This is a genomic window from Billgrantia zhangzhouensis, from assembly GCF_021404465.1.
Lineage (GTDB): Bacteria > Pseudomonadota > Gammaproteobacteria > Pseudomonadales > Halomonadaceae > Halomonas > Halomonas zhangzhouensis.
The window spans coordinates 284109-308771 of sequence record NZ_JABFTT010000005.1 but is presented as its reverse complement, the minus strand read 5'-3'; the positions used below and the strand labels follow the sequence as shown (position 1 = coordinate 308771).

Here is a 24663-nt window from a genome sequence, read left to right as displayed (position 1 = left end):
GCCAGGAGCCGCCATGTACGCGCTTGCCCGTTCGATCCTGTTTCGTCTCGATGCCGAAACCGCCCACGGCCATGCGCTCTCGGCTCTGGACCTGGCCCATCGCCTCAAGCTAGCGGGGCTGCTGGGTGGGGGACGCGTCGACGATCCGGTGGAACTGATGGGGCTGCGTTTCCCCAATCGGGTAGGGCTGGCGGCGGGGCTCGACAAGAATGCCGATCATCTCGATGCGCTGGGCGCGCTCGGCTTCGGTTTCGTCGAGGTCGGTACCGTCACACCGAAGGGACAGGAGGGCAACCCCAGGCCGCGCCTGTTCCGACTGCCCGAGCGCGGCGCCATCATCAACCGCATGGGCTTCAACAATGCCGGTGTCGATCACCTGGTGGCGCGCGTGCGTGCCGCCCGTTTCGATGGCGTGATCGGCATCAACATCGGCAAGAACCTCACCACGCCGGTGGAGCGTGCCGTGGATGACTACCTGATCTGCCTGGAGAAGGTTCATGCCCATGCCGACTATGTGACGGTCAACATCTCCTCGCCCAATACCCCGGGGCTGCGCAACCTGCAGTTCGGTGAGCACCTCGATGCCCTGCTGGGCACCTTGCGCGAGGCGGGCAGCCGTCTGGACCAAGCCGCCGGCCGCCGGGTACCGCTGGCGGTCAAGATCGCGCCGGACATGAGTGCCGAAGAGGTGGGACTGGTAGCGGAGAGCATCGCCAATAGCGGAGTGGATGCGGTGATCGCGACCAATACCACGGTGTCGCGGGAAGCAGTGATTGGGCTGCCTCATGCCGACGAGCAGGGCGGGCTCTCGGGACGGCCGGTGTTCGAGCCCTCCAACCGGGTGATTCGCGAGCTGCGCCGTCACCTGCCCGAGCTGCCGATCATCGGCGTGGGCGGCATCGACAGCGGTGAGGCGGCGGCGGCCAAGCTCGAGGCCGGTGCCGACCTGGTCCAGCTCTATTCGGGTTTCATCTACCGTGGCCCGGCGCTGATCAGCGAATGTGCTCGCGCGATCAGGGCGGCCGTGGCAGCCAGGCCGCACTGATGCGCGAGGCCCGGCTCGGAACTGGCCGAGCCAAACGAATAAAGCCCGTGCATGGCACGGGCTTAGCTTGGCTTTGCCACTCCGGTGTTGGCGAAGGGACGATAGGTTGGGTGGGAAAGGGTTATAGCACCATCGGGTTCTTGTGAATGCCGGAGACGCCGGTCATGCCGGCCCATTGGTCTCCTCGGCCTTCACGCCAACCACTCATCCAATATTCACGTATGTTGACATCCTGACTGGGACAGTCGTCGCGGGAGCGCCCGGAAATACCGGCCTTGTAGCCATGGAGATAGGCGCGTTGGAAGCGATCACGTTTCTGTCTTTTCATCGGATGACCTCTTGTAAAGGTACCAATTTGGAGCGCGCGACATACGCACCCCGGCGTTCCACCGTTCGTTCGCTTAGCCGTTATTCATTCCCTTAACGACGGCAGAGCGAGGTCATGCGGGGCCAGTCTGAACCCGCGAAGTGGACGCATGCGTCTTTACAGTAGCTACCATGACTACTCTTAGCCCATCATGGGGGGCATGTCGACCTATGTTTCGTCATAAGACAGAGACAAAATTGTAACGAAAGGAATATACCCGGCCGAAGGGGGCGGGAACGCGACATGAATGAGCCATCGCAACGCGAAATACGGGCCTTCCTGGCGACCTGCCCCAAGGGGCTGGAAGAGCTGCTGGCCGACGAACTGCGTACGCTGGGCGCCGAGATCGACAAGACGACGGTAGCCGGCGTCCACTTTCATGGTGTGCTGGAAGTGGCCTATCGCGCCTGTCTGTGGTCGCGGCTAGCCAATCGTATCGTGCTGTGCCTGTTGCGCGAGGAGGGCGTCGAGCGCCCTGAGGAGCTGCATCATGCCGTCACTGGCGTCGACTGGTCCCGCCACCTGCGGTCCGGCGCGACGCTGGCGGTGGATTTCCACGGCCGTAGTGAGCAGATTCGCCATACCCGCTTCGGCGCCCAGACGGTCAAGGACGGGGTGGTCGATGCCCTGCTGGCGCAGGGGCGAGCTCGACCGGATGTCGACCTGCAGCGTCCCGACCTCAGGCTCTATGCCCACCTGCACCGCGGGCGGCTGACGCTGGGCGTGGACCTTTCCGGAGACAGCCTGCATCGGCGCGGCTATCGGCGCGACGTGGGCCACGCCCCGCTCAAGGAGAACCTGGCTGCGGCGCTGTTGATCCGGGCCGGCTGGCCGCAGCGGCTGCGCGATGGCGAAGCCCTGGTCGATCCGCTGTGCGGTGCCGGTACACTGCTGATCGAGGCGGCGCTGATGGCCGCCGACATGGCGCCCAACCTGAACCGGGTGCGTTTCGGTTTTCACGGCTGGGCGCAGCACGACGAAGCACTGTGGGCCGAGCTCAAGCGTGAAGCCGAGGCACGCGCCAGCATCGGTCGCAAGCGTTGCCGCAACCGGCTGCATGGCTTCGACCAGAGTCCGCCGGCGCTGGCCGCGGCCAAGTCCAACGCCATGCGTGCCGGAATTCCTGCGCTGATCGGCTTCTCCGGTGCCTCGCTCGGTCAACTTCAGCGCCCGGCCGAGCTGGGCGAGGAGATGCGGGGGCTGGTCATGACCAATCCGCCCTACGGCGAGCGGCTGGGCGAGCTGCCCGAACTGGTCTTGCTCTACCGCGAGCTGGGCGAAGGCGTGCGGCGCGCCTTCCCTGGCTGGCGTTTGGCGGTGTTCACCGCCAATCCGGACCTGGGACATCGCATCGGACTGCGGGCCGACAAGCAGTACTCGCTGAAGAATGGCCCGCTGGAGGCCAAGCTGCTGTTGATGGACGTGCACGCCGGAAGCGCTGAAGGCGAGGCCAGCGCAGTGGCGGCAGCGGCGCCGCGCAGCGAGGGTGCGCAGATGTTTGCCAACCGCCTGGAGAAAAACCGCAAGCGACTCAGGAAATGGCTCAAGCAGAGCGGCGAGACCTGCTACCGGCTCTATGACGCCGACATGCCGGAGTATGCGCTGGCGGTGGATGTCTACGACGGCCGGGTGCATGTCCAGGAGTACGCCCCACCGCGCTCGGTGAATGCCGCCCAGGCGCAGAAGCGGCTGTTCGATGCGTTGCAGGTGATTCCCGAGGTGCTCGATGTCGACCCCGGCCAGGTGGTGATCAAGCGCCGCGAGAAACAGAGCGGCAAGGCGCAGTACCGTAAGCAGGCGAGTACCGGCGAGCGTTTCCAGGTGCGTGAAGGGCGCGCCAGGCTATGGGTCAATCTGCGCGACTACCTCGACACCGGGCTATTCCTCGACCACCGTCCGGTACGGCGTATGCTTGCCGGCATGGCGTCGGGCAAGCGTTTCCTCAACCTGTTCTGCTATACCGCCGCCGCCACCGTGCAGGCGGCGCTTGGGAGCGAGGAGGCCGGTGGTGCCAGCGACAGTGTCAGCGTCGATCTCTCCAACACCTATCTGGAGTGGGCGCGTGACAACTTCGCCCTGAATGGCCTCGATCCTGCCCGCCATCGTGTGGTGCGGGACGACTGCCTGCGCTGGCTGGAGACCGCCAGGGCCGAGTTCGACCTGATCTTCCTCGATCCGCCCACCTTCTCCAACTCCAAGAAGATGGAAGGCACCCTGGATGTCCAGCGCGACCATGTCCGCCTGGTCACGCTTGCCATGGCACGGTTGGCTGCGGGCGGTACCCTGGTGTTCTCCAACAACCAGCGACGCTTCCAGCTCGACGAGGGGCTGACCGAGCGCTTCGCGGTGGAGGACATTTCGGCGCGTACCTTCGATCCCGATTTCGAGCGCCGACACGACATCCACCATGTGTTCCTGATTCGTCACCGGGAGGCCGCATGATGCAGCTGACGCTCTATACCACCCTGGGTTGCCACCTTTGCGAACGGCTCGAGGTCCTGCTTGACCTGCTGCATGACGGCGAGTATTTCCTGAAGAAGGTCGAGATCAGCGAAGACGAAGTGTTGATGGCGCGTTACGGGGTGCGCATCCCGGTGCTGGTGGACACGGCGGACGATGAACTCGACATGGGCTTCGAGCCGCAGCGGCTGGCGGATTGGCTGAGTGAGCGCGGGGCGCTGGACGCGGAGGCTTGGAGGCGACTGCAGGAGGGGCGGGACGACTTGCGGGAAGAGGAACGGAAGGAGCGTAAAGCGCCTGCCTGCCGGCCCGCAGGACGACGCTACCTGGCTTGACCCGAGGGGAGCATGTCAAGGTCCTGGAGTTCAGACGTGGTCCAGCAGCGACAGCTGCCGCACCGCCGCCTGTCCCTCGGCGCTCTCGGCTTCCACTTCGAGTACCTTGCGCAGGCCGCGGGATGACTGGATGGTGGTCTCGTCGGCCAGCCACATCATGGCCTGGTCGTGATCGTCGGCCAGCATGTGCTTCAAGCCACCGAACTGGGTGCCGATCTGGCCCCAGGCGCGGCTGAAGATCCAGTCGCCGAACATGTCCTGGTGGATATGCACCAGCACGTAATCATGGTCACTTTCCCAGCGGACGATCACGAAGACTCCCAATGCGTCTGGACGCCGCCCTGGGCGGCACGAAGGATCGGTCGCGGTATTGTAAGGTATCATCCTGGCGGCACAAGCCATTGCCATGAACAGCGAGAAAAACAGCGAGCAGGGAGGGGGCGAACGTGAGACTGCTGGTCGATGCCAACGTACCCGGTGCCGAGGCCTGTTTCGGCCCACTGGGTGAGTTGGTAAGAATGCCGGGGCGCGAGATCGACGCGGCGGCCCTGCGCGACGTCGACGCGCTGGTGATTCGCTCCATCACCCGGCTCGATGCGGCGACCCTCGATGCAGCCAGGGCAAAGGGTTCCCGGTTGCGCTTTGTCGGCACCTGCACCATCGGCACCGACCATGTCGATCAGGCGGCGCTGGCACGCCATGGCATCGCCTTCGCCAGTGCGCCGGGCTGCAATGCCGAGGCGGTGGTCGACTACGTACTGGGCTGCCTGCTGACCCTGGCCGAGCGCCAGGGATGGCGGCTCGGCGAACGCCGTGTGGGGATCGTTGGTGTGGGCAACGTGGGCGGGCGGTTGCTGGCGCGACTCTCTGCCATGGACGTCGCTTGCCTGGCCTGCGACCCACCGAGAGCGGAAGTGGAGGGACACGAAGGTTTCAGGGAACTGGAGACGCTTATCGGCGAGTGCGACGTGCTTTGCCTGCATACCCCTCTGGTACGTGATGGCCCGCATGCCACTCATCATTTGCTTGATGCCCGGCGCATTGCCGAGCTGGCGCCCGGCACGCTGTTGCTCAATGCCGGTCGCGGCGACTGCATCGATGGCCAGGCGTTGCGCCAACGCTTGTCGGGGCAGGGCGATATCAGTGCGGTACTCGACGTATGGGAGGGGGAGCCCGGCATCGACCCGGCCCTGCGCGACCTGGCGCAGATCGCCACGCCGCACATTGCCGGCCATAGCCTCGACGGCAAGTTGCGCGGCACGCACCAGATCTATGCCGCGCTGTGCCGGCACCTGGGGCTGCCGGCCCGGCTTGGCCTGGATGAACTGTTACCAGTGCCGCCTGTCACGAGAATCGCGCTCGATGATGGACTCGAGGCCGAAGAGGCCCTCAGGCTCTGCCTACGCGCGGTGTACGATGTGCGCCGCGACCATGACAGCCTGCGGCGTGAGAGTTACCGGCTCGGCATGGCCAAGGGCTTCGATGCCTGTCGCGCGAACTACCCGCTGCGCCGGGAACTCTCGACACTCTTTCTCGAACTGGGTCCGAAAGCCCAGGCGTTGGCACCGTGGCTGCAGGGAGCGGGCCTGAACGTGATCTGACGGCTTCGTCCGCAAGCCCGGAAGCGCGAAGAGCCCGCCATGTGGCGGGCTCTTCGGTTGCAAGGGGGTGTTCTCTCAGCGGTAAGCCGCTTCCTTGAGTGCCCGGATCCGATCGTCCAGCGGCGGGTGGCTGGCGAACAGGCGCTCCATGATCTTGCGGGTCTGGCCGGCATTGATGCCGAAGGCGGTCAGAGTCTCCGGCATCTGGTTGGGCATGTCGCTCTCGGCCTTGAGCCGGGCCAGAGCGTTGATCATGGGGCCGGTGCCGGCGAGCTGGGCTCCCGCTGCGTCGGCGCGGTACTCGCGGAAGCGCGAGAACCAGGCGACGATGGCCGAGGCGATCAGGCCGAACACGATCTCGGCGACGATCACCACCGCGAAGTAGCCCATGAAGCCCAGGCCCGCACCGTCGTTGCGCGAACGCAGGAAGTTGTCTACCAGGTGGGCCACGGCGCGGGCGAAGAACATCACGAAGGTGTTTACCACACCTTGGATCAGCGCCAGCGTGACCATGTCGCCGTTGGCAACGTGGCCGATCTCGTGGGCCAGTACCGCGCGCACCTCTTCCGGGCGCATGCGATTGAGCAGGCCGGCGGATACCGCCACCAGGGCATCGTTCTTGTTCCAGCCGGTGGCGAAGGCATTGGACTGCTGCGCCGGGAAGATGCCGACCTCAGGCATCTCGATCCCCGCCTGCTGGGAGAGTTCGGCCACGGTATCGAGCAGCCACTTCTCGGTGGAATTGCTCGGCTGGGTGATGACCACCGTGCCGGTGCCGCGCTTGGCCATCCACTTGGACATGAACAGTGAGATCATCGAGCCGGCCATGCCGACGATGAAGCAGAAGATCAGCAGGGCGTTGAAGTTCATGCCCTGTTCGGTCAGATAGCCCTCCACGCCGAGCAGGCGCAGTGTGATGCTGGCAACGACGATCACCGCCAGGTTGGTGCCCAGGAAGAGCAGAATTCTCATCATCGTCAGAAGTCTCCGGTCGTAAGGGATGGGCCGTCGTGCGGCCCTGCAAAATCTGCTGAATTAGATACGGCTCGTGAACGGAGGTTTCAAGTCAGAGCCGAAAAAATCGGGGGTTCTCCGGCGCTTACTGGCGGTAGCGCGACAAGAAGCGGGCGAAGCGATCCAGTGCGTCACCGAGCTGGTCGGCCCAGGGCAGGGTGACGATGCGCACGTGGTCCGGCTCCGGCCAGTTGAAGGCGGTCCCTTGGACCAGCAGGATCTTCTCCTGCAGCAGCAGGTCGAGCACCAGTCTCTGGTCGTCCTGAATGGGATAGACCTTGGGGTCGAGTCGCGGGAAGGCATAGAGCGCGCCCTTGGCCTTGGTACAGGAAACCCCGGGAATGGCGTTGAGTTTCTCGTAGGTGATGTCGCGCTGGGCCAGCAGACGGCCACCGGGCAGGATCAGGTCGTTGATCGACTGGTAGCCGCCTAGTGCCGTCTGGATGGCGTGCTGGGCTGGCACGTTGGCGCACAGGCGCATCGAGGCGAGCATGTTGAGACCCTGGATATAGTCCCTGGCGCGTTGCATGGCCACGTTGCCGGAAAGGATCATCCAGCCGGAGCGAAAGCCGGCACAGCGGTAGCTCTTGGACAGTCCGTTCAGGGTCACCACCAACTGGTCCTCATCGGCCAGCGCGCCGGTGGAGACGTGTTCGGTGCCGTCATAGAGGATCTTGTCGTAGATCTCGTCGGAAAACACCACCAGGTCATGCTCGCGAGCGATAGCCAGCAGCTCGCGCACCACTTCGGGAGGATAGACCGCGCCGGTAGGGTTGTTGGGATTGATGATCACGATGGCGCGGGTGTGTCCGGTTACCTTGGCACGCACGTCGGCGATGTCGGGCGCCCAGTCGGCCTGCTCGTCACAGCGGTAGTGTACGGCGTGGCCGCCAGCGAGGTTGGCGGCGGCAGTCCATAGCGGGTAGTCGGGCGCCGGGATCAACACCTCGTCGCCATCGTTGAGCAGCGCCTGCAGTGCCATCACGATCAACTCGGAAACGCCGTTGCCGATGAAGATGTCCTCGATGCCGACGCCGGGAATCTCCTTGCGCTGGCACTCCTGCATGATCGCTTTGCGCGCCGAGTAGAGTCCCTTGGAATCGCAGTAGCCCTGGGCGGTGGGCAGGTTGCGCATCACGTCCTGGAGGATTTCCTCCGGAGCCTCGAAGCCGAACGGGGCAGGATTGCCGATGTTGAGCTTGAGGATGCGCTGGCCTTCGTCTTCCAGCCGCTTGGCGTGCTCGAGCACGGGACCGCGGATGTCGTAGCAGACGTTGTCGAGCTTGTGCGATTTCCTGAACAGGGTGGGCGTGTCCATTGAGGTGTCCGAGATTCCAGTGGTGTCCGGTGGCTCCGGTCAGCCAGGCTGCCGGAACTCAGTGATTATGCGGAGTTATGGGCGCCGCCGCCATCGTTGTTCTCTGCTTCGGCGGCGGTATCTTCCTCCTCCGTGGGAGCGGGGATGTCGGTCGGGGTTTCCAGCGTCAGGCGGCCCAACTTGCCGTCGCGCAGCTCATGCAGTAGCACCTCGGCGCCACGATGCAGGTCGACCTCTCCGCCGGCACGCAGCCCGCCTCGGCGGCTGGCGATCTCGGCCAGAATCGCATGGCCGTCGAAGCCGGCCACGGCGAGCAGGTCGACGCGCTGGGGACCGTCGGCCTCGACCCGTTCCGCCTCGGGGTTGGCGGCGTAGGGCGGCAGATCGCCCAGCTTGTAGCGGGCCTTGAGCGCCTCGGGGTAACGTCGGGCCAGCTCGGCGGCAGTGACCACGGCCACCTCGACGTAATCGATGGCGGTGTCGCGGATGGCGCCGGTCGCCGCCAGGCGGTAGGCGCTGGCCTGATCCTCGATTTTCGGCCACAGCACCCCAGGGGTGTCGATCAGTGCTACCCGCCCGGCGATGCGCACCTTCTGCTGACGCTTGGTCACCGCCGGCTCGTTGCCGGTCTTGGCAATGGCCTTGCCGGCCAGACCGTTGATCAGGGTCGACTTGCCCACGTTGGGGATGCCCATGACCATCACCCGCACGTCACGGTCGGCGCGCACCTGGCCGGCCAGCTCGTGGCACAGCTTGGGGATGCGCTTGAGCTCGCGGGCGTTGGTGGTGGTGACGGCAAGCGCCCGGGTATCGGGTAGCGCATCGAAGTAGGCAACCCATTCACGAGTACGCTCCGGATCGGCCAGGTCGGCCCGCGAGAGAATCTTGAGCACCGGCTTGTGGCGGGTCAGGCCGGCAAGCATGGGGTTGGCGCTGGAGTAGGGCAGGCGGGCGTCGAGCACCTCGATCGCCACATCGATTTCCGGCAGCGCCTCCTGGATCTGGCGGCGCGCCTTGTTCATGTGTCCCGGATACCAGCCGAGCATGTGCCACTCCTGCAAACCTTACGAGGCCGCCCATCATAGCAGAAGGGCGGCCTCGGCAGGGCAGAGCTATTCGCCGGGGTGGAACGAGATGGCTACCGAGTTGATGCAGTAGCGCAAGCCGGTGGTCTGGGGCGGGCCGTCGGGAAAGACGTGACCCAGGTGGGCATCGCAGTGGGCGCATACCACTTCGGTGCGGCGCATGCCGTGGGAGTCGTCGAAGCGTTCCTCGACGGCGGCCTGGCCCAGCGGGCGGTCGAAGCTCGGCCAGCCGCAGTGGGCCTGGAATTTGTGCTCGTTCTCGAACAAGGGAGCATTGCAGCAGACGCAGTGGTAGATGCCGTGCTCGTCGGTGACCTGATAATCGCCGCTGAAGGGCGGTTCGGTGCCCTGTTGCCGTGTTACACGATACTGCTCCGGGGTGAGCTGGGCACGCCACTCGGCATCGCTCTTCTCGATCTTCTTGCGCATGGCCTCTCTCCTGCTGTGCGACGTTGTCATCTGACACAGAAAGCTTGGCTGCTTTCCCTCCCTCAGCCAACCCCAGGCTGGCAGTTGACAGCCTCCAGGGGCTTGAGTAAGATTCGCGCCACCTCGTTGAGGCGAGAGCGAGACGGCTGCGTCCCATTCGTCTAGTGGTCTAGGACACCGCCCTTTCACGGCGGGAACAGGGGTTCGAACCCCCTATGGGACGCCACTCGTTTCACGGCTTGTTTTCAACCGGGTACCGGAGTGCGGGAATAGCTCAGTGGTAGAGCATCGCCTTGCCAAGGCGAGGGTCGGGAGTTCGAATCTCCTTTCCCGCTCCAAATTCTGCTTCGGCAGAATGAGCAGGTTCGGTGAAGGGTCGGGAGCTGGTGCGCCAGTCCGATCGAATCACCTTCCCGCTCCAGTTGCGTCCCATTCGTCTAGTGGTCCAGGACACCGCCCTTTCACGGCGGGAACAGGGGTTCGAACCCCCTATGGGACGCCATCTTCCGGTTGCACCCGTGATAGCGGTTGCATTGCTGATAGCATAGACTGTCGTGCATGCGGGAATAGCTCAGTGGTAGAGCATCGCCTTGCCAAGGCGAGGGTCGGGAGTTCGAATCTCCTTTCCCGCTCCAGCGCACTGTCTGGCTGCTGCGTCCCATTCGTCTAGTGGCCTAGGACACCGCCCTTTCACGGCGGGAACAGGGGTTCGAACCCCCTATGGGACGCCACCTTTCGGTTATACTTGTCGAGCAGGCATGACCGATCGATCAAGCGGGAATAGCTCAGTGGTAGAGCATCGCCTTGCCAAGGCGAGGGTCGGGAGTTCAAATCTCCTTTCCCGCTCCATATTTTTGTGCCAAGGCTCGCCCCCCCCACATTAAATTTCGATGTCCTTGCCCATGGGCGAGGATGACGGCGTTTTTCCTGTGCAGGCTTGAAAAATCCCTTCGCGCCCTAATGTTCTGAACTCGCTTCCATCCCAACGCAAGGATGTCTCATGGCCGAACCGGCGCTGTCGATCCGTGGCCTGACCAAGGTCTACGGCAACGGCTTTCACGCCCTGAAGGGCATCGATCTCGACGTCGAGCAGGGGGATTTCTTCGCCCTGCTGGGGCCCAATGGGGCCGGCAAGTCCACCACTCTGGGGGTGGTGTGCTCGCTGGTGCAGAAGACCGCCGGCCAGGTCTCGATCTTCGGTATCGATATCGACCGTGACTTCGCTCGTGCCAAGTATCATCTAGGCGTGGTACCCCAGGAGTTCAATTTCAACCAGTTCGAGAAGGTGCTCGACATCGTGTTGGCCCAGGCGGGCTACTACGGCATGCCGCGTCGCGAAGCGCTGCCGCGAGCCGAGCAGCTACTCAAGGATCTTGGGCTGTGGGACAAGCGCAACGGCAGCGCGCGTATGCTCTCAGGCGGCATGAAGCGCCGCTTGATGATCGCCCGTGCGCTGATGCACCGGCCCAAGCTGTTGATTCTCGATGAGCCTACTGCCGGTGTCGATATCGAACTGCGTCGCAGCATGTGGGAATACATGCGCCGCATCAATCGCGAGGAGGGCACCACCATCATCCTCACCACACACTATCTCGAGGAGGCCGAGAGCCTCTGTCGCAACGTGGCGATCATCAATCATGGCGAGATCGTACGGAACACCGGCGTGCGTGAGTTGCTCGCCGAGCTGGACACCGAGACGTTCCTGCTCGACCTGGCGCATCCCGTGGCGCAGGTTCCGCACATCGAAGGCTTCGAAGTGAGCCAGGTGGAGGGCGCCCAGTTGGCCGTGATGGTGCACCGCGGCCAGCGCTTGAACGACGTTTTCGCCGCTTTGGATGAGCAGGGCATCGAGGTGGTCTCCATGCGCAATCGCGCCAACCGGCTGGAGGAGATGTTCGTGTCGATGGTGGAGCAGGGCAACGGTGAGCACCGTGAAGTCGTCGATAGGGCGGAGGTGGGCAAATGAGCGCCACTCAGGTCGCCATCGCTCTCTGGACCCTGGTACTCAAGGAGATCAAGCGCTTCACGCGGATCTGGCCGCAGACCCTGCTGCCGCCCTCGATCACCATGGCCATGTACTTCATCATCTTCGGCAGCCTGATCGGCTCCCGTATCGGTGAGATGGACGGATTCAGCTACATGGACTTCATCGTCCCGGGGCTGATCATGATGGCGGTGATCACTAATAGCTACTCCAACGTGGCCTCGAGCTTCTTCTCCAACAAGTTCCAGCGTAGCGTGGAGGAGATGATGGTCTCGCCAATGCCCAACTGGGTGATTCTCGCCGGCTTCGTGCTCGGGGGCATGGCCCGTGGCCTGGGCGTGGGGGCAATCGTCACCCTCGTGTCGCTGTTCTTCACCCGCATCAGCGTGGCGCATCCGCTGCTGACCCTTGGTGTGGTGGTACTCACCGCGGCGCTGTTCTCCATTGGTGGTTTCATCAATGCGCTGCTGGCCAACAAGTTCGACGACGTGTCCATTGTGCCGACCTTCGTGCTCACGCCGCTGACCTATCTGGGTGGGGTGTTCTACTCGATCTCGCTGCTGCCGACTTTCTGGCAGAATGCCTCGCTGCTCAATCCGATACTTTACATGGTCAACGTGTTCCGCCACGGTTTTCTCGGTGTCTCCGATATCCCGGTGGGCTGGGCGTTGGCCGCCATCGTTGCTTTCATCGTCGTGCTCTTCGCCATCGCGTTGTGGATGTTGGAGCAGGGCAAGGGTATTAGAAGCTGAATAATGAATCACTATCGCCCTGAAACGCTTGAACATGCCCCTTTGGGGCGCGAGTCCGCCTACCCGGAACACTACGATGCCGGGCTGCTCTATCCCATTCCCCGCGCCGCCAACCGTGCGCCGTTGGGTATCGAGGAGGACAGGTTGCCCTTCGTTGGCGAGGACGAGTGGCACGCCTTCGAGGTCAGCTGGCTCAACGCTCGCGGCAAGCCGCTGGTCGCCGTGGCACGCTTCCGCCTGCCGGCCGAATCGCCCAACCTGATCGAGTCGAAGTCCTGGAAGCTCTATCTCAATAGCTTCAACCAGACCCGCTTCGATAGCCGCGAGCAGGTGATCGAGACTCTCGAGCGTGATCTGGCGCAGGCGGCCGGCGCTCCGGTGGCCGTCGAACTGTTCGACGTCGATGACGCGGTGCTTGCGGTATGTCGGCTGCCGGGCGAGTGCCTGGACGAACTCGACATCGAGATCGACGACTACACGCCCAGCGCCGAGCACCTCGAAGCCGGTGAGGAGATCGTCGAGGAAACGCTTTACTCGCACTTGCTCAAGTCCAACTGCCCGGTCACCGGCCAGCCCGACTGGGGCAGCGTGCTGATTCGCTATCGTGGTCCCAAACTCGACCGCGAGGGCCTGCTGCGCTATCTGATCGGTTATCGCCAGCATCAGGACTTCCACGAGCACTGCGTCGAGCACATCTTCACCGACCTGATGGCCAGGGCGAAGCCCGAGCGGCTGCTGGTGCTGGCGCGCTACGTGCGCCGCGGCGGGCTCGACATCAGCCCCTGGCGCGCCACTCCCGGCGAGCGCCCGCCTGAGCCGCTGCGCCTGGCGCGCCAGTAGCGCCTTGGGTAGAGTGCCGAGAAAGACTCGAGAGGAGAGCAACATGGATGCGATGACCCTGCTGCATGAGCGTAGCTCCATGGGCAAGTTGATGGGGCCGGCGCCGAGCCCCGAGCAGATGGAGGCGATCTATCGCGCCGCGCTGCGCGCGCCTGATCACAAGGAGCTGCGCCCCTGGCGCTTCATCGAGTTTTCCGGTGAGGGCCTCGAGCGGCTGGGTGAGCTGTTCGCCGAAGCCGAGTATCGCGAGGACCCGAGCATCGAGGATGCTGCCCTGGATGCTGCACGCAAGAAGCCGCTGCGCGCTCCCATGGTCATCGCAGTGGTGGCCAAGGTCACCCCGGACGTGCCCCAAGTGCCCAGGATCGAGCAGGTGATCTCCGCTGGCTGCGCCGCCCACGGCATTTTGTTGGCCGCTCACGCTCAAGGGCTCGGCGCGATGTGTCGCAGCGGCAAGTACGCCTTTGACCCCACCGTGCGCAAGGGGCTCGGTTTGGCGGAGGAGGATGAGCTGATCGCCTTCGTCTACCTGGGGCAGCTCGGCGGACGCCACAAGCCCATCGCCGAGCATCGCATCAGCGACTTCGTCGAACGCTGGACCTGAATGCCATGCGAGAAGCCGGTGTCCCCCACCCGCGTCTGCCGCTGCCCGAACCCGGCCAGCGCGACGAGCCGCAGGCGTTCCACACTTGGTTGGCCGAGGCCATCCCCATGGTCGCGCACCTGGGCATTCGCGAGATGCGTTGGGAAGGGGAGAGCCTGGTGTGGGAGCTTGCCCTCGAACCCAACCTCAACGACAAAGGCACCGGTTTCGGCGGGGCGTTGACCGCCCAGATCACCCTGCTGGGCTGGTGCTGGGTCACTCTGTGGCTGCGCGAGCGTGGCTACGCTCGCGACGTCGTCGTGGCCGAGGCCAGCCAGCGCTTCCTGGCGCCCGTCACGGGCAACTACCGCCTGACATGCGTTGCGCAGAGTGAGCAGGGGCCTGCCGCCTTGGCCGAGCGCTTGGCGAGCCGTGGGCGTGGCCGGATCAGTCTGGTGAAGCAGCTCTGGTGCTGCGACACCCTATGCCTGGAAGCCCACGGCGACTACGTCGTGCTGTCCGCTGGCTGAATGCGGCCAGGCCGAAAAACCGGCTTGCAAACGCGCACTTAAGCCGTTAGACTTTGCGCCGTTCTGACGCACATGGCGCAGCCAAAAGGCGTGAGGACCACAATGTGGAGGGGTGTCCGAGTGGTCGAAGGAGCACGCCTGGAAAGTGTGTATGTCGAAAGGCATCGAGGGTTCGAATCCCTCCCCCTCCGCCATTTACCCTGTTTTATCAGGTGCTTAGAAGCGTTTTTCTAGGCAACCCAACAAACCGCCCATCAAACCGAAAACGGTACAGATGAGGCGGTTTTGTTTTGCTGGGTCGAATACACCTTTTCGCAGGTAGAGGCTGCAAGCAAGTTAGAACCTGGCCGCAAGGATCTGGGTGTAAACCTTGCTGGACGCCGTGCAGAGCGCCTTCTTGCCGTCCATGAACTGCACGATGAAAGTCACGTCCTTTCCTCTGCCGCCCACCAGAAGGCCAGCCAGCAGCCCTACAGGGCCGAGTAGCGCAGCACCTGCCACACCCCAGCCAACCGTACCACCGAGGCGCTTAACGTTCTCCTCGCTCGCCTGTTCGAGCACTTCCACCTGGCTGATGTCGTATTTCTCCTGACCCCAAAAAGCCCCTGGTTTGGGCATCAGGAAGGTCTTGGCGACGAACTGCGCGTCCTTCTTCTCGCCAAAGTCACCTGCATGGATCTTGAATGAGCCGAACATACCACACCCCCCTCGTTTTTATTTGTGACACACCCTAACAATAGAATGCCCGCCACCACCCCGCAGGGGCAATGACGGGCACAGGTCGCGGTTTTTACTCCCATGGGGCACTCACGACTTATCCCCCCGGCCATCCTGGCCATTCATGACAACTTCCTAGTCCACCATCGCGGTGTTCTGCTGCGAACCGAGGCTGCGAACCTCGGCGCGAATCTATACTTTTCTCAAGCATCCATGGGCTTTACAGCGTGCAGTGCTCAAGCTGGGCATTGATCAGCCGCATCAGCTCCGGGTTGTCTGCCGGGTTGTAGGGCTCCTCTGGCGGCGCCGGCTGCACGATCTTGGCTCTTGGGCCGCTCTTCGGGCCGGTGGACATGCCCCCATGCATCCTGCAGCGTCCACTGGCGAATAGGTCGCGGCGCTTACATGGCGTTCCTGCTCGCGTCTTAGCCCCACAGCGCAGCTCGGCGAACTCGGCCAGGTCTACCCTTACCCCTTTGCGCATCGCCTTACAGGCAGCTTTCCAGCGCTGTCTCAGCTCGTCTTGGCTGCCGCTCATACTGGCCTCCTGCTGGAAACCTCGGTGGAAACCTGCCTTGCGGTGGATACCGGCATGGATACCAGCGCGTGAAGATGCTGCGTGAAGGCGGGCTTTGATAAACGACGATTCTTTTTCAGGACTGAAGAAATCATCACTCCTGCCCCTTTTCTAGGTGGGAAGTATCATCAGACCAGCGTGCCAACTCGTTCTCTATGGCGATCCTGACGAACTCCGAGCGGTTGCCCTTGGCCGGGTGCGGTGAGTTGTACGGGTAGCCGATCACCTCATCTACTGCATCGACGGTCGCTTGCTCAACGCTGGCGATCAGCCGAACAGTCGGCGCTCCATGGAACAGGCGGTTCTTGCTCATCGGTCGATCTCCACCACAGCACGGTGCAGCCCCATGCGGCAGGCTTGGGCGTGGGCGCGTTCACGCAGCTCCTGCACCTCGTCGCCGTGAAGGGTGGCCAACCGGCGCCCCCTCACGACGATGTAGGCATGATGCCGGCGGTCATTCGCCCTTGGCCGGCTCATCGTCTCGGTCTCTCTTGAAACGGCTCAGATCGTGAGACCGGCGAACAACGAAGTTCACCAGATCCAGGTTGGCCAGCAGTGCGGCGGTGGCGTTCTCGACGCTGTACTCCAGGTCAACCGGCTTGCCGTCCTGGTCCGTGGCCTCGACTTTCTCCCAGTCCTTCAGCAGCCCCATGGCGATAGCCTCGGCGTGCATTTCGTCGGACTGCTCTGGCGTGAGCTCGTCGCCGTAGCGCTTGCGGTATCGTTTCCCTAGGTCGCTCAGCGCCTGGCGATAGTCGGTGTTGCCGTGGTAGGCGATCTTGAAGCGCCCACCCTGGAACTCTTCCCACACGCCGGCGGTGAAAAGCTCGGGGTCGTATGTATCGACTCTGAAAGCCATTATCTACCCTGCCTCCTCAGCCCATAGGTTTGTTCCAGCATGCGAGCAGCGCTGCCGTCTTGGGCGACGTTCGCCACCCACACGTCGATTGCCCATTTGCCATCATCGTCCTGCCTAGCGCTCGACTGTCCGGCCTTGCTGGCGTCCTCGATGATGTTCACCACCGGGGCCACTGTGCCGGCGCCTTTGGTGGTTTTCTCTTGTTGTTCCAGGTAGCGGTCCAGCCGGTCGGCCTGCGGGCGGTTCATCACGCGCTCGCCACGGTCGAGCAGCCAAGTGCCTTCTCGCGGTACGCGGTCAATGCCGTCGTGGGCCATGCCAGCCAGGGCCAAGCTCTTGCTCAGTGCGAACGTAGACGAGATACCCGCCATGGCCGGGGCAGAGTTCGCCCCGAAGGATGCGAGAGAGGCCATCGTGGCGGCAGGGGCGTAGGCTGAGGCGATGGCCGTGCCGGTGGTGGCCGCTCCTGCGATGGCGGACGCTTCCATCGTGCGTCCGGTAGCCAGTTGGATACCCTGGTAGACGAGCCACTGCCCGGCCATCTGTCCGAGCGCATTGATTGCGGTGCGTGACACGCCTTCAAACATGGTTCGGGCGGCATCCCCTGCCGACTTGGAATCAAACACCATTGTTTCAAAGGCGTTGCCGAAACCACGCTGAAAGCTCTCAGCGGTGTTCGCAGCCATGGCGTCAAAGTCGGTGAAAGCAGTCTCTGCTGAAGTTAGCCAGCGCTCCCAATAGCTCTGTTGCTCTGGATCATTAAGGCCGCTACCAGTGAAGCCATACACTTCAGCCGCATTACCGGCATTCATGAAGTCGCGTTCCAACTCCCGCAGCAGGCGTGACTGCTCAGCGAGCGGCAGCAAGCCAGCCTCTACCGCCCGGTTAATCAGCTCTTGGTCATCCCGGTAACGGCGCTGTGAGGCCTCTATGGGGCGCAAGCGGTCATAGAGGGACTGGAAGCCACCCGCCAGACGCTCAAGCTCGCGTTCGGCCTCTCGGGCTGCCTTGGTTAGGTCGCGCGTGGTCTCGGTATTGCTATTGTTATCCCGATCAAGGTTATGCTGCCGAACTCGTTGACGCTCGGCGCGGCGGCGAGCCGCCTCTTCCCTCGCCTCATCATTAGCCGCCAACTTCTCGAAAAGCTCGGACTCTAGCCGGTCAAGCTCAGCCAGATCCTCCCTTGCCCTAACGATTGCAGACATGTCCTCGCCACGCTGCTCGAAGCTATGCCCGCCAGTCGCTCCGCGCCACCACGAACTATCCTGGCTGCGGCGCTTAGCCTCCTGCGCCTCCAGCTCGGCAAGCTCAACACGCGCTGCAGCGGCAGCCCGCCCAACATTGAATAGTTGCTGCGTCAGCTCCTGATAGTTGGCATCCAGTGCGGCCGAGCTACTGTCATCTATGGCCTCTTCGAGGCCCTTCATGGCAGCCTCGGCCTCATTGGTGATTTTCTGCACACCATCAAGGCGCTCTCCGGTCAGCCCTAACTCTTCGCGGAAGTAGTACAGGGCACTACCGGCGATCACAGCGGCGCCTAGGGGGCCGCCAACGAACGCCAGGGCTCCGGCAGCTCCTCGGGCAGCAGTAGCCAGTGCAACCTGTGAGGCGGCAGCGGTGCGGCTTACGCCTGCCATGCTGGCCAGGGCGGCCTGATACCGCATTGCCTCGACGCGGGCTAGACCCATGGCCAGGGTCGATGCACCGATTGCCCCCACGTAGCGCCCACCAACGACGATGGCCACGCCGGCAGCAACGTTGCCGATCGTCTCCAGGTTGTCGCCGATGGCGTCCGCAGACTCGCGCATGGTGTCGGCGGTGCTGACCAGAATCCCGGCGATGCCCTCAGACACGCCAAACGAGCGATCAAAGGTGCCGACCAGCTCTTGTGTCGCGTTGCCCAGCAGGGTGAAGCCGTCGCCGATGGTGGCCGGCATCTCCTCGGCTTCCTTGCGCAACTGCTCCATCTGCGAGGTGAGAGCGTTAACGACGCGCTCGGTGGTCAGCACGCCATCGCTGGCAAGTTTGCGCAGCTCCAGGGTAGTGACGCCGAGGCCATCGGCCAGGGCTTCCACGATGCGCCCGCCGTTCTGGATGACGCTGTTGAAGTTGTCGCCGCGCAGCTCGCCCAGGGCGAATGCGCGAGACAGGGCCATCATGACCGACTGTGCCTGCTGGCCCTTGGTGGCCGAGATCACCAGCGCGTTGTTCAGCGCGTCGGACAGATCAAGCTGCCGCTCTGTGCTGAATCCCAGCTCTGTCAGAGTCGTGGCGTTGTTCAGGAACGCCTCGGCTGTCTGGTCCAGGTTGGAATACGTCACGCGGGCGGTGTCGGAGATCCGGCGCATCGTCTCCTCTGCCAGGCCGACATCCTTGGTGACGTTGAACACGCGGGCATTGAGGTCTGACCAGCCATCGGCGTAGCGGGTAAGCTGCCGGACGGAGAAGGCCGACGCCACGATGCCGCCCAGCGGCCCCAGGGCGCTGACGGTGTTTTTCACGCCCTGTGTGATGCTACCGAATGCCCGATCCCCGGACTTCTCGGTTCGCTCTAGCTCATCACGGAAGTACTTGAGCCGCCTTTCCCCCGTGCGACTGTCTACGACGATCTCTAGCCTTGAAGAAAAGTTGCTCATGGCGCCCCCTTAGTGCGTCTTCTGCGACGGGACCAGCTCACGCACGCGCTTCAATGCCGCTGCGTGGTCAGCTTGGGAGAGACGGCCTTGCCGAAAGTCCAAGTTTGCTGTTGCTACCGCCACGCCACCCAAGGCTGTTCTCAGCTCGTCATGCTCGGGAAGTGCAACTATTGCCATACCCTCAAGGCCGCGCAGCAGTGTCTCTGTATCGAATCCTTGACTCATGCGGCCGCCTCGGGAGCTTCAGGCTCCTCGGGTACAGGCTCAGCGGGCAGGCGCTCCAGGGGCAGGGATTCGATCAGGTCGCGCAGGCATTGCTCTGTCTGGCCGACTGACAGCCCTTTGGCCAGGTTCACGAAATACTCGTTGCCGCTGGCCTTGCCCACTGCCTCGGCGGCCTGCGATAGGGTGCGGCGTACCTCGCTCGACATGCCGAGAAGCGCCTGGTACTGCTTCACCTCGTCGGGATTGCTCGACACCACGCCGGCATTGGCCAGGGAGACTTTCTGCTCCTCAGTGATGCCGCTGAGCATCGCAGGGCCGCGCAGCATGGCGGCGGTCAGCTCCGGGTGTTTGCCGCTCTCGCACTCACGCAGCAGCAGGCGCCGCTCCTTGGTGTCCAAGTTGCGCAGGAAGGCGCGCAGCTCCTGGTCTCGCAGGTGGCTACCCATGTCGCTTTCCTTGAGATCCCGCACCGGGATGAGCGCAGAGAATCCATTGAGCAGGCCGGTCGCCTCGTCGTCGGCCCACGCGGCCATCTCCTGCACGGACTTGATGAAGTCGGCGGCGATCTCGTCGGTCTTGCGCTTGATGGCCTCGGCCTTCATGTCGCGGTTCGAGCGTACCGCCTCGATGCTGTCGATGGTTTCGGCGAAGGTGCTGTCTACGTGCTTCACAGCGGTGCGGAGCGCCTTTACAGCGCGGTCGCGGTTGAACTGTAGGCCTGCCCCCATGCGTGCCTTCAGGGCGGCGTCAAAGTCGATGTCGGCCATGTAGTAACCACGGCCCTTGTGTTCACGGCGCTTACGGATGATGGGGCTTGTCATGGTGTCACCTCGCAGGGAGAGCGGGGCAGCCCCTTAGGCCACCCCTTGAGAGTTACTCGCCGGACAGGTCGATGATGAAGCCGGCGGTGCTCTTGTTGCTCTGGAAGTGCTTACGCCAGTTGGCGGCAGTCTCCAGGGCGGCCAGGTTGGGGTTGGCATCGCCGTCCCAGGAGTAGCCCAGGAGAGCGAGGTTGAAGGCGCCTTCGCCACGGAAGCCCAGGCCAAGGTTCTCCTGGTCGTTCACCGGATAGTTGCGAACGCCGGGAGCCTGTGACTCGGTGATGCGGATAGCGCCGGGCTGAAGGCCCAGGATCTTGTCCACGGCCATGGTGTCGGTGACGAGCACCGGCTTGCCCATGGTGCCGGGCTGGCCGCCGTAGACGACAAGGCCGGCTTCCTCGAACAGCTTCTCATCGATGGCGTTGTCCACCAGATCGAAGTAAGTGGCGCTGTTCATGACCCACAGGGCCAGGCGTCCGAAGCGGTCTCCCAGGGTGCGGAGACCCTTGGTCAGCACCTTCTTGCCGTCGATGTCGAAGTCTGCCGGCACCACCATGTCGGTATTGGCGCCCACGGCAGCCAGCAGGCCGCCATAGCCGTGCTGCAGGAAGCCATCCAGGGTGGCGTCAGCCATGTCGCGGCCCACCACGTCGGCGAACTCCTCGGGGGAGCGAGCGCGGCGCTTGAAGGCCTCTTCAGTGGACTGGTAGGGGCCGTACTTCCACGGAATTTTGACGTCCACCATCTCTTCGCTGCCGATCTTCTCGGCGGTGACGGTGGCGGTAGAGTTGACGTCACGGTGCTGCATCGAGCCGCCAACGGTGTAGAACGCCCGCTTGTTGAAGTCGCCTTGAATCGCCTGGTTCTCCAGCACGATGGCGCCATTTGAAGCGGCGTTGAATACCTGAATCACGTCCTCTCGGCGTTCGAGATAAGCGGACTGAGACAGGGCGTCGTATACCTGAAAATCACTCGTTACTGATGTAGCCATTGGGGTTCACCTCAACGTGGCAATCTGTCGTAGGCCTCCGGTCCATGCTTGCGGATGAATTCCGCTTTCTGGCTCGGAGACATTGCGGATCTGCGGCTTGGTGAGGCCTGACCCCTACCGTTGTTGCCAGGTGCTCCTGCCCCCACGGGGCGAGGGAACCAGTGAGGGCGGGTCTCGCGTTGTGCTTCGATCCATTCGCCAACGGTCAACGGCCCATCCTTGCCCATCAGGACGCTATCGCCGTCCTTTGCCACGAACTGGCCCTCCTCACGCTTGAAGAGGGTCTTCGCGACGAGATAGGCATCTGCTGCCGCCTCGGGAATCAGTGAGGCCTTGCCGGCTGCGCGGTGCAGCTCTGTCTCCAGGTCGCGCTCATCAAGTTGCGCCTGGAGCTGGTTCAGCCGTTCATCCCGGTCTTGCAGCTCTCGCTGGTAGCTCTCGATCTCCTGGTTTGGCTCGGGGTCGCGCTCCCCACGGCTGGCCAGCTTCGATAACAGCTCATCGCGCTTGCTCTTGAGGCCTTGGACGTCCACCTCGTGGGCGTCGTTGACAGCCTTCATGAGCGCGTCGCTCTGGTCGTCGTCCAGCTCAATGCCAATACCTTTCAGGTCGATCTCAAGCATGTGTTTTCCTCCTCGAGGAAATGTCATTGCCCCTCACGGGGCTGGTTCAACAGGTCTAACTGGAGTAACCAGCCGGCAGCATTGACGTTGCCCTGCTCGGCCTTGCGCTTGAGCAGCTCGTAATAGGCGGCGACGGCCTGGCGGGTAGGCTTAACGTTCGGCCCTCTCACACGGCCTTTATGTGCAGTCGGCATGGGTACACCTCAAAACCTACTGGGGTTTTATCCAGTATAGTCGTATCAGGCCTAATAAGCCTGTTTTTGTTGGGTATTTTGTGGGATTGGCATAGCAAGAACGTCGTGGGACCAGATGATACAAGCGGGGTAGGGGGAGTATGCGTCCGCCGCATAGCGCTTTTCCCAAAGCTGGGGTAAGCAAGTGAGTCCATCTGGTGATAAATCGATAGAATCGAAAGATTACGTGCTTGTCTATCGATTTTGCTAATGAAAAGCCCCGCTCAATGGCGGGGCTAGGGTTAAGGAGCGAAGCGTAGGTGCAATGGCTGTGGTCGCATCTCAAGACGGCGCTCTATCTCGTTGCCGTTGGTGTCGACCAAGGTAAAGGTGTTGACGCCATCCACCACACTCTCGGCAGCGGCTTGCTCACTGATAGCAGGGCGCCCATTGACGGCCATTAGGCGATAGCCAGCGCGTACATGCCCGGCAAGCGGCGAGGCGTCACGCACACGCTCCACCAGCAGGCCTGAAAACCCCTCTGGCTCTTCTAACTTAGGCAGAGGCACTTTAGTTTCTTCGGGTTGTTGACAGGTATTGCGGTAGATGTCGCGGACCATGTTGAACAGCCCGGCAAACAGGATGGCGCCCAGGCCTTGGCCGATGGCTAGGCTCCACACCATGACATTGATGTCAGTACGTGTCTGTCCGGTGCGGGTCGGTACTTCGATGAAGCCGTATTGAGCAATCATGAATCCAGAAAACGCCACCGTGAGGCACGCCAGCAGCGTGACCGTCATTGCCCAGCCGTCCCATTTATCCGTCTTCATTTCCCTGTCCTTTTTGGTGTAGTGGTCAAGAAAGGTTGCATCCATACCTGATGGTTGTAAGTGCGAAGGGCCTGTTCTGGTCCTGTACGCAGGTGCTATCTAATACTGTGCATATAATCAAGCGCTTGGGCGAATCCGCGTGTGGGAATCGTCACATCATTACGCGTGTTGTATGGCCAGTCTGAATACCGAGTGATCAGTGAGTTGCCTGCAAGCATCTGTTGCACAAGCCGATTGGCAGCAGCTCCAGTAAGGCCTGTGCTTTCGGGTGCTGATAAGGCTGCATTGCTATCTACCCTGAAATGCATATTGGATCCAGGGTAAGCAGTTCCTGTGGTCATGATGCCGTAGCCATTCTGCCAAAATAGGAAGAAGCCATCCCGCCTGATCGTGCAAGAACGAGCATCCGTGATGGCGTCTGTAGAGCAGTTTACCACCCAATAGTGATCATCCCCCACACCGTAACGAGCCGGTGCGTTGTAAAAACGCCCAGCATTCGAAGCACGGTTAATCCAATAAGGGATGCCGTGTACTTCCCCTCTTTCTTCTGCCACGCAACCAAGCGTGGCGATTTCTCGCACCGTGATTGCCCCTGCTGGATAGTGTGGCTTCATGTCTTGCATATGGCTGCAGGGTTCCTTTGCCTGTTCGCCGATAAACATCCTCTCTCCTGAGGGCCTAAAACCTAAGGCAGCGGAGTACCGCTCTAGGTCGCAAGCCTCAAGTTTTTGTGGTTCTGGAGCCAGTTCAACTGTACCCGAGCGATGGCGGACCACGTTATAGACCTCTTGCTCATTGGGCAGCTTGACTTGACCGCAGAGCCAATGACCTCGTCCATGCATGCTCTGAATGCGATACAGGCCAGAAAAAAGGTACTCACCATCTGTGCCGACCTCAGCGTGTACGGATCGCATCAGGGTCTCTTCTTGCTCCTGATTCGTGCTGAATGCCAAGTAATCGCTGTTATTGGCTGCCTGGCTGGCGCAGCCTGACAGATACACCAATGCTGTGATGCCAATCCACTTCCTCATCCCGCGCCCCCTTTTTGGTTTTGCTTATAGGCTACCACTCAACGCTGAGCGGGAATCAACGGAAAAGCCCCGGCGTTGGCCAGGGCTTGGGTTTCAAGACTGGGGCTACTTTGGCGGCGGCTCGCTGCTCATGAGCCGACTCCCGACATGAATGGTCATGTTGACCACCCTTGCTCCTTTAGCCCCATCTTGAGCTTGTCGGCCTCGTTGCCGTAGTGGCCGGCATTGTCGTCAGACTCACGCTGCCCAAGTCCTGCCAGGCGCTCAATCACCGACATATCTGGATTATCGCTACTCGCTTCATTCCTTATGGCGGTGAACAGGGCGTCAGCCTCCTCAAAATATGCCTTGGCCAGGGTGAGCGCGTCGTAGTAGTCGGCGGCATGCACCAGGGCCAGGGTCGGCTCGTTGGTCTGCTGTTGGCTGCTCATGACTGCTCCTCGTCGCCAGTGAATGCACGTCCCAGCTCTGCGTCTGACTTGTCCTTAAACTCGCCGCGCTCATAGCGGGCATGTACCCAAGTGGCACGGTCGGGGCGGTAGAACCATGCGGCCGGTTCAGCATCGCGCTTGCGGATGCGCTCCTTGGCCTCACGCATGAGCCGGATATGCTGGTCCTTGGTCAGGCCTGGAACCTGATTCAGGAAGATGTAGTTGCCCTGAATGGCAGTCCGGTTGAAGTCGGGCCGAATATGGCTGGTGGTATCGAGCCGATAGGCCTTGGCCTGCTCACGGCGCAGTGTGTCGTAGGCGCGGGCGATGTTGCGGCGGGTTTCGGTGTTAATATGTGCTTGCATGCCGGCGTCTCCTCAGTGGCAGCCGATGTGTCATGCCCTCG

At 62.5% G+C, this 24663-nt stretch carries 29 protein-coding genes and 7 tRNA genes; 16 read left to right on the top strand and 20 right to left on the bottom strand.

Going from position 1 to position 24663, the window contains the following annotated elements; all coding sequences use genetic code 11:
* Positions 1–13: 13 nt before the first annotated feature.
* Positions 14–1045, top strand: a complete 1032-nt coding sequence (locus HOP51_RS08795) for a quinone-dependent dihydroorotate dehydrogenase (protein ID WP_234273549.1) — start codon at positions 14–16, stop codon at positions 1043–1045.
* A 121-nt stretch (positions 1046–1166) separates the two neighbouring features.
* On the opposite strand, the gene rmf is transcribed toward HOP51_RS08795, so the two are convergent.
* A complete protein-coding gene (rmf, locus tag HOP51_RS08790) occupies positions 1167–1373 on the bottom strand; it encodes a ribosome modulation factor (protein ID WP_043516906.1) in 207 nt (68 codons plus the stop codon).
* Between the two features lie 282 nt (positions 1374–1655).
* On the opposite strand from rmf, the gene rlmKL reads away from it, so the two are divergent.
* Together rlmKL and HOP51_RS08780 are read left to right on the top strand one after the other, a co-directional pair.
* The gene (gene rlmKL, locus HOP51_RS08785) at positions 1656–3854 is read left to right on the top strand and encodes a bifunctional 23S rRNA (guanine(2069)-N(7))-methyltransferase RlmK/23S rRNA (guanine(2445)-N(2))-methyltransferase RlmL (RefSeq protein ID WP_234273548.1); all 2199 of its coding nucleotides are present in this window, start codon (positions 1656–1658) and stop codon (positions 3852–3854) included.
* On the top strand, positions 3851–4207 hold the full coding sequence (locus tag HOP51_RS08780; protein WP_234273547.1) for a glutaredoxin family protein: 357 nt from the start codon (positions 3851–3853) through the stop codon (positions 4205–4207). The genes rlmKL and HOP51_RS08780 overlap by 4 nt, the downstream gene beginning before the upstream one ends.
* 30 nt (positions 4208–4237) lie before the next feature.
* Here HOP51_RS08780 and HOP51_RS08775 read toward each other — a convergent pair whose 3' ends face one another.
* Positions 4238–4519 (bottom strand): hypothetical protein, encoded by a 282-nt coding sequence (locus tag HOP51_RS08775; protein ID WP_234273546.1) that lies wholly within the window; start codon positions 4517–4519, stop codon positions 4238–4240.
* A gap of 134 nt (positions 4520–4653) precedes the next feature.
* Here HOP51_RS08775 and pdxB point away from each other — a divergent pair, with 134 nt between their 5' ends.
* Positions 4654–5808 (top strand): 4-phosphoerythronate dehydrogenase PdxB, encoded by a 1155-nt coding sequence (gene pdxB / locus HOP51_RS08770; protein ID WP_234273545.1) that lies wholly within the window; start codon positions 4654–4656, stop codon positions 5806–5808.
* A gap of 75 nt (positions 5809–5883) precedes the next feature.
* Here the strand turns inward: pdxB and htpX are convergent, their stop codons facing one another.
* From htpX to msrB, 4 genes are all read right to left on the bottom strand, one after another.
* Positions 5884–6783 (bottom strand): protease HtpX, encoded by a 900-nt coding sequence (gene htpX / locus HOP51_RS08765; protein WP_234273544.1) that lies wholly within the window; start codon positions 6781–6783, stop codon positions 5884–5886.
* A 124-nt stretch (positions 6784–6907) separates the two neighbouring features.
* Positions 6908–8140, bottom strand: coding sequence for a pyridoxal phosphate-dependent aminotransferase (locus HOP51_RS08760; protein ID WP_234273543.1), 1233 nt, complete (start codon positions 8138–8140; stop codon positions 6908–6910).
* 65 nt (positions 8141–8205) lie between these two features.
* Positions 8206–9186, bottom strand: a complete 981-nt coding sequence (ylqF, locus tag HOP51_RS08755) for a ribosome biogenesis GTPase YlqF (RefSeq protein ID WP_234273542.1) — start codon at positions 9184–9186, stop codon at positions 8206–8208.
* A 66-nt stretch (positions 9187–9252) separates the two neighbouring features.
* Complete coding sequence (msrB, locus tag HOP51_RS08750; RefSeq protein WP_234273541.1) at positions 9253–9654, bottom strand: peptide-methionine (R)-S-oxide reductase MsrB; 402 nt, start codon at positions 9652–9654, stop codon at positions 9253–9255.
* Positions 9655–9804: 150 nt separating this feature from the next.
* Between msrB and HOP51_RS08745 the strand changes: the two genes are divergently transcribed.
* The 12 genes from HOP51_RS08745 to HOP51_RS08690 all read left to right on the top strand — a co-directional run bounded on the left by HOP51_RS08745 (position 9805) and on the right by HOP51_RS08690 (position 14537).
* Positions 9805–9880: transfer RNA gene (locus HOP51_RS08745), tRNA-Glu, on the top strand.
* Between the two features lie 37 nt (positions 9881–9917).
* Positions 9918–9992, top strand: a tRNA-Gly gene (locus HOP51_RS08740).
* A gap of 88 nt (positions 9993–10080) precedes the next feature.
* Positions 10081–10156 (top strand) — tRNA-Glu (locus HOP51_RS08735).
* A gap of 58 nt (positions 10157–10214) precedes the next feature.
* Positions 10215–10289 (top strand) — tRNA-Gly (locus HOP51_RS08730).
* A 20-nt stretch (positions 10290–10309) separates the two neighbouring features.
* Positions 10310–10385: transfer RNA gene (locus HOP51_RS08725), tRNA-Glu, on the top strand.
* 43 nt (positions 10386–10428) lie between these two features.
* Positions 10429–10503, top strand: a tRNA-Gly gene (locus tag HOP51_RS08720).
* Between the two features lie 151 nt (positions 10504–10654).
* Positions 10655–11620 (top strand): ABC transporter ATP-binding protein, encoded by a 966-nt coding sequence (locus HOP51_RS08715; protein ID WP_234273540.1) that lies wholly within the window; start codon positions 10655–10657, stop codon positions 11618–11620.
* The gene (locus HOP51_RS08710) at positions 11617–12390 is read left to right on the top strand and encodes an ABC transporter permease (protein WP_234273539.1); all 774 of its coding nucleotides are present in this window, start codon (positions 11617–11619) and stop codon (positions 12388–12390) included. Before HOP51_RS08715 ends, HOP51_RS08710 begins: the two co-directional genes overlap by 4 nt.
* Positions 12391–12393: 3 nt before the next feature.
* Positions 12394–13230 (top strand): NADPH-dependent 7-cyano-7-deazaguanine reductase QueF, encoded by an 837-nt coding sequence (gene queF, locus HOP51_RS08705; protein WP_234273538.1) that lies wholly within the window; start codon positions 12394–12396, stop codon positions 13228–13230.
* A 43-nt stretch (positions 13231–13273) separates the two neighbouring features.
* Complete coding sequence (locus HOP51_RS08700) at positions 13274–13834, top strand: nitroreductase family protein (protein WP_234273537.1); 561 nt, start codon at positions 13274–13276, stop codon at positions 13832–13834.
* Positions 13835–13839: 5 nt separating this feature from the next.
* Entirely contained in the window at positions 13840–14343 is a 504-nt protein-coding gene (locus HOP51_RS08695; protein ID WP_234273536.1) for a YiiD C-terminal domain-containing protein, read from the top strand.
* A gap of 106 nt (positions 14344–14449) precedes the next feature.
* Positions 14450–14537 (top strand) — tRNA-Ser (locus HOP51_RS08690).
* A 142-nt stretch (positions 14538–14679) separates the two neighbouring features.
* Here the strand turns inward: HOP51_RS08690 and HOP51_RS08685 are convergent.
* The 14 genes from HOP51_RS08685 to HOP51_RS08625 form a co-directional block, all read right to left on the bottom strand.
* Complete coding sequence (locus HOP51_RS08685; protein WP_191224656.1) at positions 14680–15039, bottom strand: hypothetical protein; 360 nt, start codon at positions 15037–15039, stop codon at positions 14680–14682.
* 241 nt (positions 15040–15280) lie between these two features.
* The gene (locus HOP51_RS20965) at positions 15281–15544 is read right to left on the bottom strand and encodes an HGGxSTG domain-containing protein (RefSeq protein ID WP_276574348.1); all 264 of its coding nucleotides are present in this window, start codon (positions 15542–15544) and stop codon (positions 15281–15283) included.
* A gap of 187 nt (positions 15545–15731) precedes the next feature.
* A complete protein-coding gene (locus HOP51_RS08680) occupies positions 15732–15950 on the bottom strand; it encodes a toxin-antitoxin system protein (RefSeq protein WP_191224655.1) in 219 nt (72 codons plus the stop codon).
* On the bottom strand, positions 15947–16114 hold the full coding sequence (locus HOP51_RS08675; protein ID WP_234273535.1) for a hypothetical protein: 168 nt from the start codon (positions 16112–16114) through the stop codon (positions 15947–15949). The genes HOP51_RS08680 and HOP51_RS08675 overlap by 4 nt, the downstream gene beginning before the upstream one ends.
* A complete protein-coding gene (locus HOP51_RS08670) occupies positions 16092–16496 on the bottom strand; it encodes a hypothetical protein (RefSeq protein ID WP_234273534.1) in 405 nt (134 codons plus the stop codon). The genes HOP51_RS08675 and HOP51_RS08670 overlap by 23 nt, the downstream gene beginning before the upstream one ends.
* On the bottom strand, positions 16496–19132 hold the full coding sequence (locus HOP51_RS08665; protein WP_234273533.1) for a tape measure protein: 2637 nt from the start codon (positions 19130–19132) through the stop codon (positions 16496–16498). Before HOP51_RS08665 ends, HOP51_RS08670 begins: the two co-directional genes overlap by 1 nt.
* A 221-nt stretch (positions 19133–19353) precedes the next feature.
* Positions 19354–20178, bottom strand: coding sequence for a hypothetical protein (locus HOP51_RS08660; protein WP_234273532.1), 825 nt, complete (start codon positions 20176–20178; stop codon positions 19354–19356).
* 52 nt (positions 20179–20230) lie between these two features.
* Complete coding sequence (locus tag HOP51_RS08655) at positions 20231–21169, bottom strand: major capsid protein (protein ID WP_191224650.1); 939 nt, start codon at positions 21167–21169, stop codon at positions 20231–20233.
* An 11-nt stretch (positions 21170–21180) separates the two neighbouring features.
* The gene (locus tag HOP51_RS08650) at positions 21181–21792 is read right to left on the bottom strand and encodes a hypothetical protein (RefSeq protein WP_191224649.1); all 612 of its coding nucleotides are present in this window, start codon (positions 21790–21792) and stop codon (positions 21181–21183) included.
* Between the two features lie 23 nt (positions 21793–21815).
* Positions 21816–21986, bottom strand: coding sequence for a hypothetical protein (locus HOP51_RS08645; protein WP_191224648.1), 171 nt, complete (start codon positions 21984–21986; stop codon positions 21816–21818).
* A 281-nt stretch (positions 21987–22267) separates the two neighbouring features.
* On the bottom strand, positions 22268–22795 hold the full coding sequence (locus HOP51_RS08640) for a hypothetical protein (RefSeq protein ID WP_234273531.1): 528 nt from the start codon (positions 22793–22795) through the stop codon (positions 22268–22270).
* 95 nt (positions 22796–22890) lie between these two features.
* Entirely contained in the window at positions 22891–23826 is a 936-nt protein-coding gene (locus tag HOP51_RS08635; protein WP_234273530.1) for a hypothetical protein, read from the bottom strand.
* Positions 23827–23981: 155 nt separating this feature from the next.
* Positions 23982–24257, bottom strand: coding sequence for a hypothetical protein (locus HOP51_RS08630; RefSeq protein WP_234273529.1), 276 nt, complete (start codon positions 24255–24257; stop codon positions 23982–23984).
* Entirely contained in the window at positions 24254–24622 is a 369-nt protein-coding gene (locus tag HOP51_RS08625) for a hypothetical protein (RefSeq protein WP_234273528.1), read from the bottom strand. The genes HOP51_RS08630 and HOP51_RS08625 overlap by 4 nt, the downstream gene beginning before the upstream one ends.
* Positions 24623–24663: the final 41 nt, after the last annotated feature.

Excerpts from the sequence above, each read along its gene's own strand:
- HOP51_RS08795 (WP_234273549.1), top strand. The coding sequence starts at position 14 with ATGTACGCGCTTGCCCGTTCGATCCTGTTTCGTCTCGATGCCGAAACC.
- rmf (WP_043516906.1), bottom strand. The coding sequence starts at position 1,373 with ATGAAAAGACAGAAACGTGATCGCTTCCAACGCGCCTATCTCCATGGC.
- rlmKL (WP_234273548.1), top strand. The coding sequence starts at position 1,656 with ATGAATGAGCCATCGCAACGCGAAATACGGGCCTTCCTGGCGACCTGC.
- HOP51_RS08780 (WP_234273547.1), top strand. The coding sequence starts at position 3,851 with ATGATGCAGCTGACGCTCTATACCACCCTGGGTTGCCACCTTTGCGAA.
- htpX (WP_234273544.1), bottom strand. The coding sequence starts at position 6,783 with ATGATGAGAATTCTGCTCTTCCTGGGCACCAACCTGGCGGTGATCGTC.
- HOP51_RS08760 (WP_234273543.1), bottom strand. The coding sequence starts at position 8,140 with ATGGACACGCCCACCCTGTTCAGGAAATCGCACAAGCTCGACAACGTC.
- ylqF (WP_234273542.1), bottom strand. The coding sequence starts at position 9,186 with ATGCTCGGCTGGTATCCGGGACACATGAACAAGGCGCGCCGCCAGATC.
- msrB (WP_234273541.1), bottom strand. The coding sequence starts at position 9,654 with ATGCGCAAGAAGATCGAGAAGAGCGATGCCGAGTGGCGTGCCCAGCTC.
- HOP51_RS08715 (WP_234273540.1), top strand. The coding sequence starts at position 10,655 with ATGGCCGAACCGGCGCTGTCGATCCGTGGCCTGACCAAGGTCTACGGC.
- HOP51_RS08710 (WP_234273539.1), top strand. The coding sequence starts at position 11,617 with ATGAGCGCCACTCAGGTCGCCATCGCTCTCTGGACCCTGGTACTCAAG.
- queF (WP_234273538.1), top strand. The coding sequence starts at position 12,394 with ATGAATCACTATCGCCCTGAAACGCTTGAACATGCCCCTTTGGGGCGC.
- HOP51_RS08700 (WP_234273537.1), top strand. The coding sequence starts at position 13,274 with ATGGATGCGATGACCCTGCTGCATGAGCGTAGCTCCATGGGCAAGTTG.
- HOP51_RS08695 (WP_234273536.1), top strand. The coding sequence starts at position 13,840 with ATGCGAGAAGCCGGTGTCCCCCACCCGCGTCTGCCGCTGCCCGAACCC.
- HOP51_RS08685 (WP_191224656.1), bottom strand. The coding sequence starts at position 15,039 with ATGTTCGGCTCATTCAAGATCCATGCAGGTGACTTTGGCGAGAAGAAG.
- HOP51_RS20965 (WP_276574348.1), bottom strand. The coding sequence starts at position 15,544 with ATGCGCAAAGGGGTAAGGGTAGACCTGGCCGAGTTCGCCGAGCTGCGC.
- HOP51_RS08680 (WP_191224655.1), bottom strand. The coding sequence starts at position 15,950 with ATGAGCAAGAACCGCCTGTTCCATGGAGCGCCGACTGTTCGGCTGATC.
- HOP51_RS08675 (WP_234273535.1), bottom strand. The coding sequence starts at position 16,114 with ATGAGCCGGCCAAGGGCGAATGACCGCCGGCATCATGCCTACATCGTC.
- HOP51_RS08670 (WP_234273534.1), bottom strand. The coding sequence starts at position 16,496 with ATGGCTTTCAGAGTCGATACATACGACCCCGAGCTTTTCACCGCCGGC.
- HOP51_RS08665 (WP_234273533.1), bottom strand. The coding sequence starts at position 19,132 with ATGAGCAACTTTTCTTCAAGGCTAGAGATCGTCGTAGACAGTCGCACG.
- HOP51_RS08660 (WP_234273532.1), bottom strand. The coding sequence starts at position 20,178 with ATGACAAGCCCCATCATCCGTAAGCGCCGTGAACACAAGGGCCGTGGT.
- HOP51_RS08655 (WP_191224650.1), bottom strand. The coding sequence starts at position 21,169 with ATGGCTACATCAGTAACGAGTGATTTTCAGGTATACGACGCCCTGTCT.
- HOP51_RS08650 (WP_191224649.1), bottom strand. The coding sequence starts at position 21,792 with ATGCTTGAGATCGACCTGAAAGGTATTGGCATTGAGCTGGACGACGAC.
- HOP51_RS08645 (WP_191224648.1), bottom strand. The coding sequence starts at position 21,986 with ATGCCGACTGCACATAAAGGCCGTGTGAGAGGGCCGAACGTTAAGCCT.
- HOP51_RS08640 (WP_234273531.1), bottom strand. The coding sequence starts at position 22,795 with ATGAAGACGGATAAATGGGACGGCTGGGCAATGACGGTCACGCTGCTG.
- HOP51_RS08635 (WP_234273530.1), bottom strand. The coding sequence starts at position 23,826 with ATGAGGAAGTGGATTGGCATCACAGCATTGGTGTATCTGTCAGGCTGC.
- HOP51_RS08630 (WP_234273529.1), bottom strand. The coding sequence starts at position 24,257 with ATGAGCAGCCAACAGCAGACCAACGAGCCGACCCTGGCCCTGGTGCAT.
- HOP51_RS08625 (WP_234273528.1), bottom strand. The coding sequence starts at position 24,622 with ATGCAAGCACATATTAACACCGAAACCCGCCGCAACATCGCCCGCGCC.